The organism is Algiphilus sp. (genome assembly GCF_965216485.1).
Lineage (GTDB): Bacteria > Pseudomonadota > Gammaproteobacteria > Nevskiales > Nevskiaceae > Algiphilus.
Map to the genome: position 1 here is coordinate 2,691,857 of NZ_OZ244162.1, position 20,924 is coordinate 2,712,780.

Consider the following 20,924-nt stretch of genomic DNA (forward strand, 5'->3'; position numbering starts at 1 on the left):
GGGGCCATCGACAACCTCGGTCGACCGCGCGCCCTAGCCTTCAAGCGACTCCCAACGCGCATAGGCCGTTTCGAGTTCCTGCGCAATCTCGTGCAGGCGCTGCTGGGTGGCTTCAGCGCGTGCCGGATCATCGCGATACAGCGCCCCATCCGCCAGCAGCAGACCCAGCGATTCCTGTTCCGCTTCCAGGCTTTCGATCTGCCGCGTCACTTTCCGGATCTCGCGCGCATCGCCATTCGAACGCGGCTTGGCCGCAGCGGCCTTGGGACGCGTCTGCGCAGCCGTGTCACGCGCGCTCGCGGCCTGCCGCGCCTGCTGGCGCTGCCAGTCGCTGTAGCCGCCGACAATATCCTCGATACGACCATTGCCCGTGAACACAAATGAACGGGTAACGACCTGGTCCAAAAAAGCGCGATCGTGACTGACCAGCAGCACCGTACCCCGGTATTCGGTCAGGCGCTCTTCGAGCAGATCGAGGGTTTCGATATCGAGATCGTTGGTGGGTTCGTCCAGCACCATCAGGTTGGAGGGCTTGGCAAACAGCTGCGCCAACCGCAGCCGGCTGGCTTCTCCTCCGGACAGGGCGTGCACCGGGCTGCGCGCGCGATCCGGCGTGAACAGGAAGTCCTGCAGGTAGCTCATCACATGCCGTGGCTTACCATCGATCTCGACGAAATCCCGGCCCTCGCCGATGGTATCCGCCACGCTGCGTTGCGGGTCCAGTGCCGCGCGCAGCTGGTCAAAGTAGGCAACTTCCAGCTTGGTGCCCAATCGCAGGTGACCACTGTCAGGCGCGAGCTGGCCGAGCAGCAGCTTGAGCAAGGTGGTCTTGCCCACGCCATTGCGGCCGATGAGCCCGATCTTGTCGCCGCGCAAGACCAGCGTCGAGAAATCCTGGACGATGGGGCGCCTCTCGTAGGACAGATGCAGCCCCTCGGCCTCGGCCACCAGCTTGCCGGAACGCTCGGCTTCGGCGACCGCGATGCGCGCGGTTCCCTGCCGTTCCCGACGCTGGGCCGCTTCGGCGCGCATGGCTTGTAGCGCGCGCACCCGGCCCTCGTTGCGCGTACGCCGCGCCTGAATGCCCTTGCGAATCCAGACTTCTTCTTCAGCCAGCTTCTTGTCGAAGCGCGCGCGCTCCGCTTCCTCGGCTGCCAGCGCCTCGGCTTTGCGCTTGAGGTAGGTGTCATAGTCTCCGGGCCAGCTGGTCAGATGACCGCGATCCAGCTCAAGAATGCGGGTCGCCAGCCGGCGCAGAAAGGCGCGGTCATGGGTGATGAAGAGCAGCGCTCCATTCCAGTGATCGAGAAACTCTTCCAGCCAGCGGATGGCCTCGATATCGAGATGGTTGGTCGGCTCATCGAGCAGCAGTAGATCGGGTTCGGTGACCAGCGCCCGTGCCAGCCAGACCCGGCGGCGCATGCCGCCCGAGAGCTGGTCGCAGCGTGCATCCCCGTCGAGCTCCATGCGCGACAGGATGGCGGCGACGCGGGTATCCAGCGACCAGCCGTCACCGGCTTCGATCGCGTCCTGAACGCGCGCAAGGGTCGCCATGTTGTCTGGCTCTTCGGCGATCAGGCGATGGTATTCCGCGACCTGGGCGCCGATGTCGCCCAACCCCTCTGCCACGGAGGAGTACACCGTGCGCGGTTCCAACGGCGGCAGACTCTGCGGCAGCAGTGCAACCCGCAGCGCGCTGTCATGCCGCAACGCCCCGGCATCCAGCGCCACCTCTCCGGTCAGCACACGCATCAGGGTGGACTTTCCGGTGCCATTGCGCCCCACCAGACAGATGCGCTCGCCGGCTTCGATGGTGAAATCGACCTGGTCGAGCAGTGGGGTCTTGCCGTGGAAGAGCTGGAGATTCTGCGCCTGCAACATGGTCATGTCTCTTCGAGTGCTTCCGCCGCTTCCAGCCAGGCGGCTTCGGCTTCGGCCAATTGGGTGCGCAGGCTCTCCTGCTCCCGGCCGAGTTGGGCGATGCGGTCCTGCTGGCCACCTTCATAGAGCGCGGGATCGGACAGCTGCGTCTCGATGGCCTTGAGCTGCTCGCTGGTGCGCTGCATGTCGCGTTCAAGACGCTTGAGCTGGTTGCGCAGTTCGCGTGTGTCGGCGGTACTGCGCTTGGCAGTGGCGGCTGCCGGCGGGCTGGCATTGCCCGTCTTGCTTGCCGAGGACAGCAGCCAGCGCGCGTAGTCATCGAGATCGCCATCAAAGGGTGTGCACTGGCCGTCGGCGACCAGCCACAGTCGATCGCAGGTTGTGGCCACAAGGTGGCGATCGTGGGTGACCAGCACCATGGCCCCGTTGAAGGTCTGCAACGCCTCTTCCAGCGCCGCGCGCATGTCCATGTCGAGATGGTTGGTAGGCTCGTCGAGCAGCAGCAGATTGGGTTGCTGATAGACCAGCAGGGCCAGACCGAGGCGGGCTTTCTCGCCACCCGAGAAGGGTGCGATCGGCTCGAAGACGCGGTCGCCCTGGAACTGGAAGCGGCCAAGCCAGTTGCGCAGTGTCTGATCCGACGCAGAAGGGTCCAGGCGCTGCATGAGCCGCATCGGCGTGGCGGTCGGGTCCAGCGCATCCACCTGATGCTGATCGAAATAACCGACCTGCAGGCCGGGTGCATGCAGGATGCCGCCGTCGGCGGGTGGCAGACGCCCCGAAAGCAGCTTCACCAGCGTGGACTTGCCCGCGCCATTGCGACCCAGCAGACCGATGCGATCGCCGGGCTCCAGGCCCAGCTTGAGATCGCGCAGCACCGTGATCTCGCCATAGGCTGCGCGGGCGCGGTCCATGCGGACCAGCGGTGAGGGCAACTGCACGGGCTCGGGGAAGGTGAAGTGGAAACTCGCCTCGGCGCGCACCGGCGCCACCTTCTGCATGCGCTCGATCATCTTGACGCGCGCCTGCGCCTGTTTGGCCTTGGTGGCCTGTGCCCGGAAGCGGTCCACGAAAGCCTGCATATGCGCGATCTGCGCCTGCTGCTTGGCATGCTGCGCCTGCTGCTGCGCCAGATGCTCCGCGCGCTGGCGCTCGAAACTGGAGAAATTGCCGTCGTACAGGCTCACCTGCCCACCGCCGATGTGCAGGGTGTGGTCGGTGACCGCGTCCAGAAAATCGCGGTCGTGGGAGACCACCACCAGGGTGCCGTCAAAACGCTTCAGCCAATCCTGAATCCAGAGCACGGCATCCAGGTCGAGATGATTTGTGGGCTCGTCAAGCAGCAGCAGGTCCGCCCGCCGCAGCAGGGCCTGCGCCAGATTCAGGCGCATGCGCCAGCCACCGGAAAAGTCGGAGACCGGACAGGCCTGCTGGCGCGTATCGAAGCCGAGGCCATCCAACAGCTTGGCGGCGCGGGCGCGCGCGGCGTAGCCACCGATGGCGTGCATGCGGTCGTCCAGACGCCCCAGGGCGTTGGCATCGCCGGCTTCGGCCGCCTGTTCGAGGGCGCGCTCGGTGGCACGCAACTCGGCGTCCCCGTCGAGCGCGTAGTCAATGGCGGCGCGGTCGACGGCCGGCGTTTCCTGCGCCACCGTGGCGATATCAATACCGCGCTGGAGCTGCAGCGCGCCGCGGTCCGGACTGAGCTGTCCCAGCATCATCGAGAACAGACTCGATTTGCCGCAGCCATTGCGTCCCACCAAGCCGACCCGCCAGCCCGCATGCAAGGTGAAGCCCGCGCCGGCGAAGAGCAGATGTTCGCCGCGGCGGAGGGTAAGGTCAGTTGCTGTGATCATGGCGCGCGCAGTGTACCGGTGCGCGCGTCGCTCATCCCACGGGAGCGATGGCTTCGACGGCCGCCTGCGCGGACAAATGAATGCGGTCGCTACCCAGCGCCTTCGGCAGCGCACTCTGATCGAGATGATCCTGCACCGGGCCCTTCACCTCGGCCAGATGCAGACGGATGTTCAGCCGCTGCAGCTCGATGTGAAAGACCTCGAGCATCTCGACGCCGCTGGCATCCACTGCATTGACGCCGGAAAGCACCAACACCACGTCGGCCAGGCGTGGATCATGGCGACTGACAAGGCGCTCGAGTTCGGCCTGGATGCGCGGACTGCTGGCGAAGTAGAGGCTTTCGTCGATACGCACCATCAGCATCTCCGGCCAGGTTTCCACCACGTGCCGGTAGACATTGCGAAAGTGCTCGGTGCCGTGCAGGCGTCCGATGACCGCAATATGCGGTCGACTGGTGCGATACAGAAAGATCGCGAGCGCAGCCGCGACACCCAGCATCAGCCCGGCCTCGATGCCGACCACCAGTACGCCGGCAATGGTGAGGGCCTGGGCGAAACCGTCGCCGCGATCGAAGCGCCAAGTATGGCGGAGCGCGGAAAAGTCGATCAACTGCCACACAGCCACCACGATGATGGCGGACAGCACGGCGTACGGCAGTGCTGCGAGCAATCCGCCGAAGAAGAGCGTGATGAGCAGCACCCAGCCGGCCGTGACCAGGGCCGCAAGCTGCGTCCGGGCACCGGCATCGAAGTTGACCATCGAGCGCGAAAATCCGCCGGCTGCCGGCATGGCGCCGAACAGCGAGGCGGCAATATTCGCCCCGCCGAGTCCGATCAGCTCGCGGTCTGCATCCACCGCTTCGCGCCGTCGCATGGCCAGGGTGCGCGCCACCGACACGCTCTCCACATAGCCGACCAGGGCGATCAGCAGGGCAGAGGGGGCCAGGTGCCACCAGCCTTCCGCCGCCCAGGCAGCAAGACTGAAACCGGGCAGCTGACCGGAGACGGCGCCTACTGTCTGCACGCCACGCGCTTGCGCACCGATAAGCGCCGATAACAGCGTCGCCAGCACCACAATGACGAGGGGCGCAAGCCGTGAAACCAGTGCGGCAGTGTCCTTCGATACGCCGCGGCGTGCGAGCCATGCAATCAGTGGGCTGCGTGCCAGTAGCAGCAGAACGAGGCTGATCAGGCCAAAGACGCAGGTCAGCAGGTTGCCTGTCGACCAATGCATCGCGATGTGGGCCATGCGTTCGATGAAATGCGCCCCACCACCGCCCTCGATCCCGAAGAGCCCGCCGAGCTGGGTGCCAACGATGAAGATGGCCGCCCCCGTGACAAAGCCCGACAGCACAGGGTGACTGATGAAATGGGTCAGCCAGCCCAGACGCAGCGCTGCCATGGCGAGCAGAAAGAGCCCGCTGAGGCCCGCCAGAATCACCGCCCCTTCCACAACGCGTTGGGCATCGCCTCCGGCCCAGGTGTGCAGTGCAGACGCCACCATGGCGGCCGCGACCGCCACCGGCCCAACGGCCAGCGTACGACTCGAGCCGAGCAGGGCGTAGACCACGGGTGGCAGGATGCTGGCATAGAGCCCCATCTCGGGTGGAAGGCCAGCGAGCAGCGCATAGGCCAGCGCCTGTGGTACCAGCAGCACCGCCGTGATGGTGCCCGCCAGAACATCACCCCCTGCGCGCGCACGGTCGAGCGCGCGCAGGTCATCGAGCAGCGTCAGGCGCACCTAGGCTTTTCCACAGGCCAGGTTGGCGGGCACCGCAATATCCATCAGCTTCGGGTCGGGCAGGTTGAGGTTGTTCATGATGTCGACGTACTCGGCCTCGGTCTTGCCGGCAAGGCGCGGGTTATGCGCCTTTTCCTCGGCGATGCTGGAGGCCGTCCAGCCCTTGTAGTCATGGGCCGGCCACACGATGGTGTCTTCCGGCAGGCGGAAGAGCTTGTTGGTGATGGAATCCCAACTGCGGTGCGGATCGCCGCCCTGAAAGTCAGTACGCCCGGTACCGCGAATCAGCAGCACGTCGCCGGTGAAGACGGCCTCCGGCCGCTCCGGTTGAAGCACGAAGCTGAAGGATTCGTTGGTATGCCCGGGGGTGTACAGGGCGCGCAGGCGAATGCCATCGATATCGACGATGTCGTCCTCGCGGACATGGTCGGAGACACATTCGGCCTGGGTAAATTCGCCCATCAAGGTCACGCACTGCGTGGCCTCGCGCAGATCGCCGAGCGCGGTGATGTGATCCGCGTGCGTATGGGTGTCGATGGCACGCACCAGCTTGAGGCCCAGCTGCTCAATAGCGGTCAGATACTGCTGCGCCTGCTCCTTGACCGGGTCGATGATCACTGCTTCGCGACCGGGGCCGGATGCCAGGAGATAGGTGTAGGTACTCGACTCCGCGTCGAAGAATTGCCGGAACAGCATGCGGTACCTCCTCTATGAAGATGCTGCGCATTATATTCTTTTTTGCGCATATTGATATGCCATTTGCTATAGTCTGTGGTAATCCACGCACCAGGAGTTCGCGATGACCGCCACCTTCCAACATGTCGTCACCATCATCGGCGGAGGGGCCGCCGGCATGACGGTGGCATCCCTGCTCAGGAAGGCGCGACCGGATCTCGATATTGCCCTCATCGAGCCGAGCGACCACCATTTCTACCAGCCGGCATGGACCTTGGTCGGCGGTGGCGCCTATGACGTGGCCAAGACCCGGCGCCCCATGAAGGATTTCATCCCGCCGGGGGTGCATTGGATTCAGCAGCGCGTCGCTGCCATCGACCCGGAGCAGCGCGTGGTCACCCTCGAAGACGGGCGCACGGTGCACTATGGCTGGCTGGTGGTGGCAGCGGGCATCCAGATCAACTGGGGGCAGATCGAGGGGCTGGTCGAGAGCCTGGGCGCCAACGGGGTCACCAGCAACTACCGCTTTGACCTTGCCCCCTACACCTGGAAATGCGCCCAGGCCCTGCGCAATGGACAGCGCGCGTTGTTCACCCAGCCGCAGATGCCGATCAAATGCGCCGGTGCCCCGCAGAAGGCCATGTACCTCACCGCCGATCACCTCCGCAAGCAGGGAATCCAGGCCGATATCCGCTTCGCGCCGCCGGGCCCTTCGATGTTCGGCATCCCCTTTTACGCCAAGGCGCTCGACGAGGTGGTGGCGGACTACGGTATCACGCCGATGTTCGGCCATGAGCTGATCAAGGTCGACGGAGCGGCACAGAAAGCCACCTTCCGTATCCAGGATGCGCAGGGTGCACGCGAGGTCGAGGAATCCTTCGACATGCTGCATGTCGTACCGCCACAGTCCGCCCCCGACTTTCTGCGCGACGGCCCGCTGGTGGACGGCGCCGGATGGGTCGAGGTTGATCGCGAGACGCTGCAGCACACGCGCTACCCCCACATCTTTGCCCTCGGCGACTGCAGCAACACGCCCAACAGCAAGACCGCAGCCGCCGTCCGCGGCCAGGCGCCCATCGCCGCGCACAACATTCTTGCCGCCGTGGAGGACCGTACCGACCGGATGCACTACGACGGCTACGCCTCCTGCCCGCTCACCACTTCGCACGAGCGCGTGATGCTGGCGGAGTTCGGTTACGACGGGAAGATCATGCCCAGTTTTCCGGCCGACCCCCGCAAGCCGCGACGCTTCTACTGGTGGATCAAGCAGACTTTCCTCCCATGGCTGTACTGGCGCATGCTCACGGGCAAGCTGGGCCCGGACTGGCACCGTACGCGCAGCTTCCCGGAGGCACCACCCGCAGCGATCCGCCCATAAAGGGGGCATGCAGCGCGAATTTCATGGCGCACGGAACCAATTCCTGACAGCGGCGTCCTATCTGCAGACTGGCGCCTTGCCCGTCATGTGTCTCTCCAGACTCCGGACCCTGTACCGCTTGTGCAGACCGGCTATCCCCGCCTCCGCGCGGGGATTTTTTTGCACGCTGGCAGAAAGCACGCGCTAGACTCGGTGCCACCAGGGCGGCGACAGCGCATCGGCTGCCCTCGATAAGGAGACGAGTCCGAGCGCGTGTTTACCTCCTGGCAGCTGCTGACGGTCGCGACCCTCTATGTAGGGAGCCTGTTCGTGATCGCGTGGGTCGCCGACCGCCGTGAGCGCCATCGCAGCCCACGACCACGGCCCTGGGTCTACGGCCTCGCCCTCGCCGTCTACTGCACGGCCTGGACCTTCTACGGCGCGGTGGGCCGTGCCAGTGCCGATGGCCTTGGTTATCTGCCCATCTATCTCGGGCCGGCGCTGGTCTTCCTCTTCTGCGCGCCGCTGTTGCGCAAGCTCATTCAGGTCTGCAAGTCGGCCCAGCTGACCTCGGTCGCCGACTTCGTGGGCGCGCGCTACGGCAATGATCCGATGCTGGCGGCGGGTGTCACCGTGATCGCCCTGCTCGCCGGCCTGCCCTATCTGGCCTTGCAGTTGCGCGCCATCTCCCTGGGTTTCGACGTGCTGACGCCCGAGGGCGGCGCCATGGCGGAGGGGCTGCACAGCGTCACGATCATCACCGTCCTGCTCGCCGGCTTCACCATGCTGTTCGGCACCCGGCATGTTGCGAGCACCGAGAGCCATCACGGGCTGGTGACCGCGGTAGCCACCGAGTCGGTGCTGAAGCTCATCGCCTTCATTGCCGTCGGACTGTTCGCACTGTGGTCGCTGGGCGGCTTCGCGCCCGGCATCCAGGCCGTGGCGGCAATGCCGAACCTGGAGCTTGGCGCCATCAGTACCCCCGCGTTCTGGCTGCAGACTGCCTTGGCTGGTGCCGCCGTCATCGTACTGCCCCGCCAGTTTCACCTGATGGTGGTGGAACACAATGGGGGCCGCGAGTTGGGCCGGGCCCGCTGGCTGTTTCCGCTCTACCTGCTGATCTTTGCCGCGTTCGTCTTGCCGCTGGCCGCTGCCGGGGAGCGCTTTGTGGGGGCCGCCCACGCGGACCAGTACGTGCTGGCACTGCCGCAGGCCCTGGGTAGCCCTACGATCACCTTGCTTGCCTTCCTCGGCGGATTCTCGGCGGCCACCGGCATGGTCATCGTCTCCTGCGTGGCATTGTCGACCATGCTCAGCAACGAGATCATTCTGCCCGGCCTGTTACGCGGGAAGGGTTATCAGCGGGCCGAGCAGGACCTGGGCGCGCTGCTGTTGCGCGTGCGGCGTCTGGCCATCGTCGGACTGTTGCTCGCCGCCTGGCTGATCGATCGGCTGATGCTCACGCATCTGCCGCTTGCCATGATCGGCCTGCTCAGCTTCAGCGCGATCGCGCATCTGGCCCCACCGGTGATTGCCGGCATTCTCTGGTCGCGCAGCAATCGGCGCGGTGCCGTGGCCGGCTTGATCGGCGGAACGGGCATGTGGGCTGCAACCACCCTCCTGCCCTCGCTCTACCCCGATGTCGTGCCCATGCTCAGCGCCGAAGAGATCCTGATGCGCGGCACGATGCTGAGCTTTGCCGCCCATATCTCGCTGCATGTCCTCGGCTCGCTGCTGTCCGCGCCTTCGCTCACGGAACAGGTGCACACGGCTCGACTGATGGGCTTCCACGTTCCCGAGGAGGATGCACCGCGCCCAGCCGGCGGCATCAGCGTGAGCGATCTGGTCGTCCTTCTGGAACGCTTCTTCGGCACCGAACGCACCCGCGCGTTACTGGTGGAGTACGGCAATGACACCCAGTCTCCATGGCGCATGCGGGGCGCCGCGGATGCCAGCTTCATCCGGTTCTGCGAGAGCTGCCTTGCAAGCGCCCTTGGTGCCTCCTCGGCCCGCGTCCTGATCGAGCGCCTGCGCACACCGGGAACGGGTGAGGTCATCGACATCATCGAGCAGACCTCGAGGGCAGTGCGCTTCAATCGCGACCTTCTGCACGCCACGCTCGACCATATGGATCAGGGCGTCAGCGTCATCGACGGTGAATTGCGACTGATCGCGTGGAATGACGCCTATACCCAGCTCTTCCGCTTTCCGGATCAGCTGCTCTGCGAAGGCACGCCGGTGGAGCAGCTGGTGCGCCATAACGCCGAGCTTGGCTTGATGGGCAAAGGCGATCCCGACACGTTGGTCCAGCGCCGCCTGACCCACTTGCGGCGCGGTACGCCCTACCGCCACGAACGCACCATGCCGAGCGGACGCGTGCTGGAAATCACCGGCAATCCGATGCCCGGCGGGGGCTTTGTGACCACTTTCTCGGATGTCACCGCCTACAAGCGCGCCGAGGCGATGCTGCAGCAGGTCAATGAAGAGCTGGAGGAGCGGGTGGCAGAACGCACCCGCGCACTGGTCGATACCAATCACGCGCTGCGCAGCGAAAACCGGGCGCGCGCTGCGGCGGAGGCGGAAGCACGCCGTGCCCGCGCCGACGCCGAGCGTGCCAACCAATCCAAGACCCGCTTTCTGGCGGCCACCACCCATGACATGGCACAACCGTTAAATGCGGCACGCCTGTTCAATCACACCATCGAGCAGGCCAGCGATCCAACGGTCCGCTCCGCCGCACACAACATCAGCCGCTCCTTGGCATCCATCGAGCAGATGCTGGAGGGCCTGTCCGACATCTCGCGCCTGGACGCCGGTGCCCAACGGGTGAATTGGCGCTCGGTTGCCATTCGCCCGCTGCTGGAAGAGTTGGCTGCGGAGTCCTCAGCCATCGCGCAGGAGCGCGGACTGCGCATGCGGCTCCACGCCTGCGATGCCACCGTACTGACCGACGAGGTATTGCTCCGCCGCATCATTCGCAATCTGCTCACCAATGCGCTGCGCTATACCCAGCGGGGTGGCGTGCTGCTCGGGTGCCGCTGTCGGCATGATCACGTCCTGATCGAGGTCTACGACACTGGCCCCGGTATACCCGAGGACAAGCGCAAGGAGATCTTCGAGGAATTCAAGCGCCTCAATCCGCGGCAAGCCGATGGCGAACGCGGCCTGGGGCTGGGCCTGGCCATCAGTGAGCGCATGGCGACCCTGCTCGGCCATGAACTCGGGCTGGACTCTCATCCGGGACGGGGCTCGGTGTTCCGCTTGAAGGTGCAGCGGAGCGTGCAGATGCATGCAACGCACCCGCAGCCACCCGTCGTCAGCCAAGGGAGCAGCACCGGCCTCGAAGGCGCCCGCCTGCTCTGCGTCGACAATGACGCCGACACACTGGCGGCAACGCGTGCTCTGCTGGAACGATGGGGATGCGAAGTGATCACCGCCCACGACGCCGACGAAGCACTGGGTGTGGCGCCAAGCCCACCGGATGCGCTCATCCTCGACTACCACCTCGACGAAGGCACCGGCATCGATGCCTATCGCCAGCTGTGCGCGCGCTGGGACAGCGCTCCACCCACCGTACTGGTTACTGCCGACCGTTCAATGGAGGCGCGCAGTGCGGCCAGTGAAGCCCAGCTGCATTTCCTGGCCAAACCCGTCAAGCCAGCGGCGCTGCGCGCCCTGCTCAGCCGGGTGCTGCCGAGGCGCTCCCGTCCACGCGCGGCTGATGGACCTGCAGCCGCTCAGCAATGACCGCCGCCTGCGTGCGTCGGTACAGCCCCAGCTTGCGCAGGATGGCGGTGACGTGCGCCTTGACCGTGGCTTCCGAGACCTCCAATTCGTAGGCGATCTGCTTGTTGAGCAGCCCGTCGGCAACCATCATCAGGACGCGAAATTGCTGCGGCGTCAGGCTGGATAGACGCTCGGCCAGCTCGGCATCTTCACCGCTGTCCGAGACTTGCTCGGGGAACCACAGACTGCCATCGCGCACCGCGGTGATCGCCTCGGCAATGGTGTCAAGACTGGCGGACTTCGGAATGAAGCCGGAGGCACCGAAATCCATGGCGCGCTGAATCACCTCGACCGATTCCAGGGCGGATACCACCACCACCGGAATGCTCGGATGGTGGCTGCGCAGATAGACCAGGGAAGAGAAGCCGAGCGCCCCGGGCATGTGCAAATCGAGCAGGACGAGGTCGGCCTCGGGATGCGCTTCTGTCGCCGACTCCAGCCCCGCCATGTCGTGGGCTTCCACGACCTGTGCATCCGGCAGCATCCGGCCCACTGTCTCGCGCATGGCTGCGCGAAACAGTGGGTGATCATCCGCGATGATCAGGACGCCGCCGCTTTCACTCATCAGGCCGTACGCGCTTTGGATTCCTCGACGAGTGTATCAACCACCCCGGGGTCCGCCAGCGTGGAGGTATCGCCCAACGCGCCGTATTCGCCTTCGGCGATCTTGCGCAGGATGCGGCGCATGATCTTGCCCGAGCGGGTCTTCGGCAGTCCCGGCGTGAAGTGCAACACATCCGGCGAGGCAATAGGCCCGATCTCGCTGCGCACCTGCTTGACCAGCTCCTTTTCGAGCTCCGCCGAAGGCTCGGCGCCGGCAATCAGCAACACGTAGGCATAGATGCCCTGACCCTTGAGATCGTGCGGATAGCCGACCACTGCGGCTTCCGCCACCTTGGGATGCGCGACCAGTGCTGATTCCACTTCGGCCGTTCCCATGCGGTGGCCCGAAATATTCAGAACGTCATCGACGCGGCCCGTGATCCAGTAGTAGCCATCTTCATCCCGACGCGCACCATCGCCGGTGAAGTAGCGACCGGGATAGGTGGTGAAGTAGGTGGTGACAAAGCGCTCATGGTCGCCGTAGACCGTGCGCATCTGACCCGGCCAGGAGTCCAGTATCACGAGGTTGCCATCGGTGGCGCCTTCCAGCAGATTGCCGTCGTTGTCCACCAGCGCAGGCTGCACCCCGAAGAACGGGCGCGTCGCTGATCCCGCCTTGAGATCAGTGGCGCCGGGCAGCGGTGCAATCAGGATGCCGCCGGTCTCGGTCTGCCACCAGGTGTCGACAATCGGACAGCGCTCCTCGCCGACGACGCGGTAGTACCACTCCCAGGCCTCCGGGTTGATCGGTTCACCGACCGAACCGAGCACGCGCAGACTGTCGCGCTTGCACTTCTTCACCGGCTCCTCACCGTCGCGCATGAGCGAGCGGATCGCAGTCGGAGCGGTGTAGAAGATATTGACCTGATGCTTGTCGCAGATTTCCCAGCAGCGGCTGACGCTGGGATAGGTGGGCACACCTTCGAACATCAGCGTGGTGGCGCCGTTAGCGAGCGGACCGTAGACGATGTAGCTGTGTCCGGTGACCCAGCCGACATCCGCAGTACACCAGTAGACCTCGCCTTCGCGATAATCGAAGACGTATTCATGCGTCATGCTGGCGTAGACGATGTAGCCGCCGGTGGTATGCAGCACACCCTTGGGCTTGCCGGTGGAGCCGGAGGTATAGAGGATGAACAGCGGATCCTCCGCATTCATTTCCTCGGGCGGGCAATCGGTGGATGCGTTGGCCGTGATGTCCTCGTACCAGAGGTCGCGATTGTCGTCCCAGGCGATGCTCCCACCGGTGCGCTTGACCACCACGACCTTCTGCACGCTGGCGCCGCTGAGCTGGCCCAGTGCCTTGTCGACGTTGTTCTTCAGCGGCACGCTCTTGCCACCGCGCAGCCCTTCGTCCGAAGTGATCACCCACTTCGAACCGCAGTCCTCGATGCGCCCGGCCAAGGCTTCAGGGGAGAATCCGCCGAAGACAATGGAATGCACTGCGCCGATGCGCGCGCAGGCCAGCATGGCCACCGCTGCCTCGGGGATCATCGGCATGTAGAGGGTGACCACATCGCCCTTGGCCACGCCCATGTCGCGCAGCGCGCTGCCTAGGCGGCAGACCCGCTCGTGCAGGTCGCGGTAGCTGATGCGGGCGTCCTCGCTGGGATCGTCGCCTTCCCAGATGATGGCGGTCTGATCGCCGCGCTTTTCCAGGTGGCGATCCAGGCAGTTGTAGGCGACGTTTAGCGTGCCGTCATAGAACCAGCGGATGTGCAGATCGGAGGCGTCATAGCTGACGTCCTTGACCTTGGTGTAGGGCTTGATCCACTCGACCCGCTTGCCGTGCTCGGCCCAGAAGGATTCCGGATCCTTTACGGAGTGGGCATACATGGTTTCGTAGGTCGCCGCGTCGATCTTCGCGCCATCGCGCCAAGCCGGTTTCACGGGATGGACGTGTTCCGTCATGGTCAAGGTCTCCTCTGCTTCTGTGATGAATTGTGCAAAACGCCTCATTTATACAAGCTGCGTTGCCGACAGGCCATCCGACTTTCGTCGCGCCGCAGCACAACTCGACAGGTATGGGCTAACTGCCCGGAAACATTGGCTTCGACCAATGGCTAATGGACGCTCCGGGGGGGCGGGCTCAGCATCGGGTTGCGTTCTGCCTTGATGCTGCGCACCGATCTGACGATAACGAAGGAGACCATCATGACACTCAAGCGCCTTGCCACTGCGGCATTGGCCGCCTCCGGAATGGCCGCATCCGGGGGCGCCAGCGCCTTATCCGCTCAATTCGGCGACACCGAATTCACGTTCGGGGGCTATATCAAGCTGGATGCCCTCTACACCAACTACTCCGTGGGCCCGGTACCGTCCAACCGAGGCCGCCAGTTCACCATTCCCTCCATCGTTCCGGTAGGCGACGGTGACAGCGAAGGCGCACTGGATCTGTCAGCGCGGGAATCGCGCTTCAACTTCAAGACCGTTACCAACACCGAGCGCCACCGCTTTACCAGCTTCGTTGAGCTGGACTTCCTCGATGCTGCCTTCGACGGCGATCTGGCCAACGAGGAACGCCTGGTGAATGGCTCCAACGCGCGACTGCGCCATGCTTTCGTCAGCTGGGGCATGCCCAGCGGCGGCGAGCTGCTTCTGGGGCAGACCTGGTCCACCTTCATGGAACTGGCGGCCTACCCCGACCTGCTGGATTTCATCGGTCCGGCCCAGGGTATGACCTTCATCCGACAGCCCATGGTGCGCTATACCCGCGGTCGCTTCCAGGTGGCGCTTGAGAACCCCGATGCCACCATTCAGGGCAACGTCAATACCGGACAGGCCGGCGGTTTCGTCGACCAATCCGAACTCCCCGACCTCACCGCGAAGGTACAGCTGGTGGCGTCGGAACGCACGCTGCTGACCCTGGCCGCCCTGGTGCGCCAGATCGACGCCGGCGACTCGGCGGATACCGGCGATGACACCGTCATGGGCTACGGCATCAGCCTCTCCGGCCGCCAGAAATTCGGCATGGACGACATCCGCTTCCAGTTCAACTTCGGCGACGGCATTGGCCGCTATCTCGGATTGAATGCCGCCCGCGGCGCCGTGCTTGATAACAGCGGCGAGCTGGAAACCATCCAGGCCATGGGCGGCTATATCTCCTACCGCCATTTCTGGAGCCAGCGCTGGCGCTCGAATCTGGCCGTGGGGTACTTCGCTGCGGACAACGAGACACAGTTCTCCGGCGAAGCCGTCACTGAGACCATTTCCAGCGCACAGGTCAACCTGCTCTATTCGCCGGTTGCCGCCTTCACCATCGGCGGTGAGCTGATGTTCCACCAACGCGAGCTCGAAAACGGTGCGGACGGCGATCAGACGCGCCTGCAGTTCTCCGCAAAGTACGCCTTCTAGGCGCAGGTCATGCCAAGCGGCAATGCCGCCCATCGGGACCGGACCCGCGAAGCACTCGCTTCGCGGGTTTCCGCGTTTCATACTGCCGATCATGGACCACGACATGACGCCTCCCGGGCATCGCCATGAACGCTGCACCGCCGGCCAGACGCTCCGCACTCATCGTTACCTCTGAGCCCGCGCTGCTGCAGTGCCTGCGCTTCATCGTGCATGGCATGGGGCTCGGCGTGAGCTGCGCCGACAATGTCATCGCCGCCCAGGCGCAGGTGGCCGCCACGCACCCGGTGCTGGTACTGATCGATCTCGATGCCCTCGGCGCCCGCGGCTTCGCCCTCTGCCGCAATCTCTCGGGCATGGCGGCAGCCAGCCGCAAGCCCATGCATCAAGTCGTGTTGAGCCTGCGCTCGACCGCAGCCAGTGAAGCCAAGGCTCTTGCAATGGGTGCCCAGGCCGTCCTTCAGAAGCCGTTCGACCCGATGGCGCTGCGCCAGCAACTCATGCGCATCCTGGCAGAGACATGATGCGGCTGCCGGCTCCCGCGACCCGTGGCGCCCTGTTTGTCAGTGTGCTGTGCGTAGCGGTGGCGATGGCAACGGGTCTTGCCTCATGGTTTGCCCTGCAGCCCGCCACGCGCGCCATGCTGCTCGCGGATGCACGCTTTGCCCTGATTCCACTGCTGGGGCTGGGCGCGGTGGCGCTGATCGGCGTCGGCACGCATCGCCTGCTGCTCCGACATGTCGGCATGGTGCCGCGGCTCACCCATGCCCTCGAACTTCTGCGCGAGACCAACCCCTCGCTGCGCCTCACTGATGAGGCGCCGCAGGAGATCGTGCGCAGCATCAACGCCCTTGCCGAATACTTCCAGCACCGCCTCGGCACAGTGGAAACCAGCATCCAGGAAGCCACCGACGCGCTGGCGCGCGAACGCGATCTGCTCGCTGCGCTATTGGCGCAGTTGCGCGATGCTGTCCTTGTCTGCGGCGAGGATGGCCGCATCCTTCTCTACAACCCGGTGGCGCACGACATGCTGTCACGGGATCAATACGGCTATGTGGGATTGGGTCGTACCGTATTTACCCTGTTCCGCCGCAGCGTCATCCTGCACTGCCTTGAACGCCTTTCCGAGCGCCAGGCACGCGGCGAGAGCGCGGAGGTGCGCACCACCATCAGCACCCGCGATGGACGCTTCCTGCACGCCCGCTTCACGCCGCTGGCCGAGGGCAGTTTGCGGGGCTTCTTTCTGAGCATGACGCCTGCGGAGTTCCCGGAACAGGAAGAGCGCCGGCCCCAAGAGGCCGCCAGTCATACTGCCAACGATGCCATGCTGCGCGCCACGCACGCGCGCGCCGCTCTGGCGCTGGCACGCGAGCATCCCGATATGGCCGCCGAAGACCGCGCGGACTTGGAGCGGTTAGCCGAAGCCGAAACGCTGCGACTCGGAGAGGACCTGAGCACACTCCGCCAACTCCAGAAGGAAGAACGGCGTCGGCGTTGGCCGCTGGAAGAAGTCCCACCGGACACGCTTTGCGACGCGCTACGCCGACGGCTGGAACCGATTGCGGAAGCAACGGTAGCCGTCGAGATCGACCCGGAAGTGGAATGGATTCGTGCGGAAAGTTATGTGCTCTCCGCTGGCCTGCGCTTCGTTGCCGCCCACGCACGCCAGCAACTGAATGCACAGCTTTTCCGCATTCGTCTTTCGCGCTTCGATACGGACTACGTGGCGCTGGACCTGCAATGGCAGGGAATGCCCATACCGGCCGATACCTGGGCCACATGGGAGGAGGAACGCGTGCAGAGCGGGGATGGCGCCCTGCCCTATACCCTGCGCCAGGTCGCCCGGCGCCACGAGGGCGAAAGCTGGCCGCTTGAAGAAGCCGGCGCGCGCTGGCTTCTTGCCAGCGCACCGGTACCGCCGCGCACCGAGGCCAGCGCTCGCAGTGAGGTTGCGCAGGCCATTGAACGACCGCCGCGCCCGGAGTTCATGGATTTTGACCTCTACCCCACCGGTGGCGCGGCGGCGGAGCACGAGCGCCCATTGCGCGAGCTGATCTACACCGCTTTCGATACCGAAACCACTGGCCTTGCGCCCGACAACGGTGACGAGATCATCGCCATCGGCGCCATCCGCGTGGTACAGGGCCGCATCCTGAGCCGGGAGGTCTTCGAATCGCTGGTCCACAGCCGCCAACCCATCGGCATCGAATCACGCCGCGTGCACGGCTTCAGCCCGGCCATGCTGGCCGAGGCGCCGCGCGCAGAGGCCGTCCTGCCGCAGTTCGCACGCTTCTGCGAGGACACCGTCCTACTGGCGCACAATGCCGCCTTCGATCTGCGCTTTCTGGAGCGGCAGGGCGGTCCGATGGGGCTCCAGTTCGATCACCCCGTCCTCGACACTCTCCTGCTGTCCGCGCTGCTCTATCCCGAGGGCGAAGGCCACCAACTGGAGGCCATTGCCGCGCGCACCGGGGTGTCCGTTGTGGGTCGCCATACTGCACTCGGCGACGCCATTGTCACTGCGGAAATCTTCGTCCGGCTCATTCCCATGCTCGAAGCCAAAGGCATCGAGACCTTGGGTGACGCCCTGGATGCCTCCAAGAAGACCTGGTATGCACGTCTCCGATACTGACCGACACGCCCAGCCCAGCGAAGCCATCCGCATCTACCGCGGACCCAGCGATCGCGTGCGCAATCTGGCCAATGCCCTGCTCGAAGCCCCGGCGGTCAGCGTGGTGACGCAGCGCGCCGCGGATGTACGTTCTCTGGCGATTCAACTCTTTGACGAAGGCATGTCGGCGGTGCATCTCACTCGGATCGTCGCTGAACTGAACGATCTTGTGACGCGTCGCCTGCTGAGCCTTATTGCGGTAGAGCACAAGGTGCAGCACCTGCGCTGGTGCTGGATGGCGCTCGGCAGCGAGGGACGACTGGAGCAGACCATCCATACCGACCAGGACAACGCCATCATCTTCCATGACGCACATGCCGAGGAAGCGCATGCGCGCCTGTTGCCCTTCGCGCGCGCAGTCAATCAGGCATTGGCGCGCGCCGGCTTTCGCCTCTGTCCGGGCGACATCATGGCGGGCAATCCGCGTTGGTGTCTGTCCGATAAGGCCTGGCAAAGCCGCTTCGCGCAGTGGGTCGACACGGGTGATCCGGAAGCCCTGCTGCACGGCGCGATCTTCTTCGACTTCCGCGGTCTCTATGGAGACCTGTCGCTGGTCGAATCACTGCGCGAGTGGCTGTCGGCATACATCGCAGACCGGCCGCTGTTCCTGCGTCAGATGAGCGAAAACGCCATGCGCACGCGACCGCCACTGGGCCTGTTCGGCGTACTGTCACCGTTGAGCCGTCCGTTCCCCAAACGGCGCACCATCGACATCAAGTTGCGCGGGGTGTCGCCCTTTTCCGACGCCGCCCGCATTCTCGCGCTTTCGCGCGGTCTGCGTGCCACCAACAGCAGCGACCGTCTGCTGCACTGGGCGCGAACCCCTTCGGAGAAGCGCCAGGCGGAGTCCTGGACACGCGCGCTGGCTGCACTACAGACCTACCGGCTGCAGCGCCAGATGGCCTGTGCCAAGAAGGGCATTCCGATGGACAACACCATCGATACCCACCAGCTCACCCACTTTGATCGTGCCGTGATGCGCGCCGCACTGATCGAGGCACGAGAAACCCAGCGCCATCTTTCGATCAGCTACCAGCTGACGCCCTGACCCACTCGAGGCGCACCGCCTCCATCACTGCTCCGAGTGTCTCCGATCACTGCTGGCCAGCGATCGCCGAGGCCGTGATTCACAGTGCCTGGCCCCGCGATGTCCTCGGCGCGCCCCCACAAAAAAGGGCCCACCAGATGGCGGGCCCCATACAACCTCAAGCTTGCAGATCGCTCTAGTGGGCCACTGCCCCCACAGCGCCACGCGGGATGCGGACATTCTCGACCAGCTCCTGAATGTGCGCAGGCGGCGGTGCGGTCATGCGTGACACGGTGAAGGCCACCGCGAAGTTGATGACGGCTCCCACTGCGCCGAAGCTCTGCGGCTGGATCCCGAAGATCCACCCGTCGGCGTTGTCCGGCAGCATCGCGGTTCCGCTGAAGAAGAACCAGCCCTTGTACAGGAAGATGTAGACCAGAGTTGTGACCAGACCGGCCAACATACCGGCAATGGCGCCTTCCTTGTTCATGCGCTGGCTGAAGATGCCGAGCATGAGCACCGGGAACAGCGAGGAGGCGGCAATACCGAAGGCCAGTGCCACGACCTCTGCCGCAAAGCCTGGTGGATTGAGTCCCAGATATCCAGCCAACAGGATCGCAACCGCCATACTGATGCGCCCGGCAAGGAGTTCATTCTTGTCGCTGATGTCCTTGGCAATCATGCTCTTCAGCAGGTCGTGCGACACGGCCGAGGAGATGGCCAGCAACAAACCCGCCGCCGTTGACAATGCGGCTGCAAGGCCACCTGCCGCTACAAGTGCGATGACCCAGCCAGGCAGTTTCGCAATCTCCGGATTGGCGAGCACCATGATGTCACGGTCGACCTTCAACTCATTGCCCTCCCAACCGTAGCTTTCCGCGACTGGCTGGAATTCCGGGTTCTTGTCGTTGTAGTACTGGATGCGGCCATCGTTGTTCTTGTCCTCATAGACCAGTAGCCCTGTCTCTTCCCAGGTACGCATCCATTCCGGCCGCTCTTCGGCCAGCAGGTTGCCCTGCTCGGTACCGACTTCGCCCGGCTGCACGGTATTGAGCAGGTTGTACATGGCCATCGCACCCACAGCCGGAGCCGTCGTGTAAAGAATGGCGATGAACACCAGCGCCCAGCCTGCGGACTTGCGCGCGTCACGTACCTTGGGAACGGTGAAGAAGCGGATGATGACGTGCGGGAGGCCGGCGGTACCGATCATCAACGCCATGGTCAGCAGGAACATGTTGAGCATGCTCATGCCCCCTGGTTCGGTGTAGGCCGAGAAGCCGAGATCCGTGACCAGTCCATCCACCTTTTCAAGCAACCAGGTACCGTCCGCCACCGTGGCGCCCAGGCCAATCTGCGGCAGGGCCACACCGGTCACCTGCAACGAGATGAAAATCGCCGGCACGGTATAGGCAAAGATCATCACGCAGTACTGCGCAATCTGGGTATAGGTGATGCCCTTCATGCCACCCACCACGGCATAGGTGAAGACCACCGCCATGCCGATGAACAGGCCCGTCGAGATATCGACTTCCAGGAAGCGCGAGAAGGCAATGCCCGCACCGCGCATCTGCCCGATCACATAGGTCAGCGACATGATGAGCAGACAGATGACCGCCACCAGACGTGCGGTCTGCGAATAGAAGCGGTCCCCGATGAACTCCGGCACGGTGAACTTGCCGAACTTGCGCAGATACGGCGCCAGCAGGAGGGCCATCAACACGTAGCCACCGGTCCAGCCCATCAGGTAGACGGAGCCGCTGTAGCCAAGGAAGGCGATCAGGCCCGCCATGGAGATGAAGGAGGCGGCGCTCATCCAGTCGGCTGCAGTGGCCATGCCGTTCAGCACCGGGTGCACACCCTGACTCGCGACGTAGTACTCGCCGGTGGAACCCGCACGCGCCCATATCGCAATGCCGATATAGAGCGCAAAGGTGCCGCCCACGAAGAGATAAATCCAGGTTTGGGTATCCATCGTC

13 protein-coding genes are annotated in these 20,924 nt (G+C 64.6%); 6 read left to right on the forward strand and 7 right to left on the reverse strand.

What is annotated here, in order from left to right; translation table 11 throughout:
• Window positions 1–33: 33 nt before the first annotated feature.
• The 4 genes from ACOOFO_RS12505 to ACOOFO_RS12520 are packed head-to-tail and all read right to left on the reverse strand — an operon-like array spanning window position 34 to window position 6,174.
• Entirely contained in the window at window positions 34–1,887 is a 1,854-nt protein-coding gene (locus tag ACOOFO_RS12505) for an ATP-binding cassette domain-containing protein (protein ID WP_420427089.1), read from the reverse strand.
• Entirely contained in the window at window positions 1,884–3,737 is a 1,854-nt protein-coding gene (locus tag ACOOFO_RS12510; protein WP_420427090.1) for an ATP-binding cassette domain-containing protein, read from the reverse strand. The genes ACOOFO_RS12505 and ACOOFO_RS12510 overlap by 4 nt, the downstream gene beginning before the upstream one ends.
• Window positions 3,738–3,768: 31 nt before the next feature.
• Window positions 3,769–5,478, reverse strand: coding sequence for a SulP family inorganic anion transporter (locus ACOOFO_RS12515; RefSeq protein WP_420427091.1), 1,710 nt, complete (start codon window positions 5,476–5,478; stop codon window positions 3,769–3,771).
• Window positions 5,479–6,174 (reverse strand): MBL fold metallo-hydrolase, encoded by a 696-nt coding sequence (locus ACOOFO_RS12520; RefSeq protein WP_420427092.1) that lies wholly within the window; start codon window positions 6,172–6,174, stop codon window positions 5,479–5,481. It abuts the gene before it with no gap.
• A 103-nt stretch (window positions 6,175–6,277) separates the two neighbouring features.
• Here ACOOFO_RS12520 and ACOOFO_RS12525 point away from each other — a divergent pair, with 103 nt between their 5' ends.
• Both ACOOFO_RS12525 and ACOOFO_RS12530 read left to right on the forward strand, forming a co-directional pair.
• Complete coding sequence (locus ACOOFO_RS12525) at window positions 6,278–7,531, forward strand: FAD-dependent oxidoreductase (RefSeq protein WP_420427093.1); 1,254 nt, start codon at window positions 6,278–6,280, stop codon at window positions 7,529–7,531.
• A 252-nt stretch (window positions 7,532–7,783) separates the two neighbouring features.
• On the forward strand, window positions 7,784–11,257 hold the full coding sequence (locus ACOOFO_RS12530) for a NahK/ErcS family hybrid sensor histidine kinase/response regulator (RefSeq protein ID WP_420427094.1): 3,474 nt from the start codon (window positions 7,784–7,786) through the stop codon (window positions 11,255–11,257).
• On the opposite strand, the gene ACOOFO_RS12535 is transcribed toward ACOOFO_RS12530, so the two are convergent.
• A complete protein-coding gene (locus ACOOFO_RS12535; RefSeq protein ID WP_420427095.1) occupies window positions 11,190–11,861 on the reverse strand; it encodes a response regulator in 672 nt (223 codons plus the stop codon). The two genes, ACOOFO_RS12530 and ACOOFO_RS12535, sit on opposite strands and share 68 nt — an antisense overlap.
• Window positions 11,861–13,810 (reverse strand): acetate--CoA ligase, encoded by a 1,950-nt coding sequence (acs, locus tag ACOOFO_RS12540; RefSeq protein ID WP_420427096.1) that lies wholly within the window; start codon window positions 13,808–13,810, stop codon window positions 11,861–11,863. Before acs ends, ACOOFO_RS12535 begins: the two co-directional genes overlap by 1 nt.
• Before the next feature lie 243 nt (window positions 13,811–14,053).
• On the opposite strand from acs, the gene ACOOFO_RS12545 reads away from it, so the two are divergent.
• The 4 genes from ACOOFO_RS12545 (at window position 14,054) to ACOOFO_RS12560 (ending at window position 18,969) form a co-directional block, all read left to right on the forward strand.
• Window positions 14,054–15,253: a DcaP family trimeric outer membrane transporter gene (locus tag ACOOFO_RS12545; protein ID WP_420427097.1), complete on the forward strand. Its 1,200-nt coding sequence runs from the start codon at window positions 14,054–14,056 to the stop codon at window positions 15,251–15,253.
• 125 nt (window positions 15,254–15,378) lie between these two features.
• On the forward strand, window positions 15,379–15,774 hold the full coding sequence (locus ACOOFO_RS12550) for a response regulator (protein WP_420427098.1): 396 nt from the start codon (window positions 15,379–15,381) through the stop codon (window positions 15,772–15,774).
• Window positions 15,771–17,882: an exonuclease domain-containing protein gene (locus ACOOFO_RS12555; protein WP_420427099.1), complete on the forward strand. Its 2,112-nt coding sequence runs from the start codon at window positions 15,771–15,773 to the stop codon at window positions 17,880–17,882. The genes ACOOFO_RS12550 and ACOOFO_RS12555 overlap by 4 nt, the downstream gene beginning before the upstream one ends.
• Window positions 17,863–18,969 (forward strand): DUF294 nucleotidyltransferase-like domain-containing protein, encoded by a 1,107-nt coding sequence (locus ACOOFO_RS12560; protein WP_420427100.1) that lies wholly within the window; start codon window positions 17,863–17,865, stop codon window positions 18,967–18,969. Before ACOOFO_RS12555 ends, ACOOFO_RS12560 begins: the two co-directional genes overlap by 20 nt.
• A 175-nt stretch (window positions 18,970–19,144) precedes the next feature.
• Here ACOOFO_RS12560 and ACOOFO_RS12565 read toward each other — a convergent pair whose 3' ends face one another.
• Window positions 19,145–20,920 (reverse strand): sodium:solute symporter family protein, encoded by a 1,776-nt coding sequence (locus tag ACOOFO_RS12565; RefSeq protein ID WP_420427101.1) that lies wholly within the window; start codon window positions 20,918–20,920, stop codon window positions 19,145–19,147.
• Window positions 20,921–20,924 lie beyond the last annotated feature (4 nt).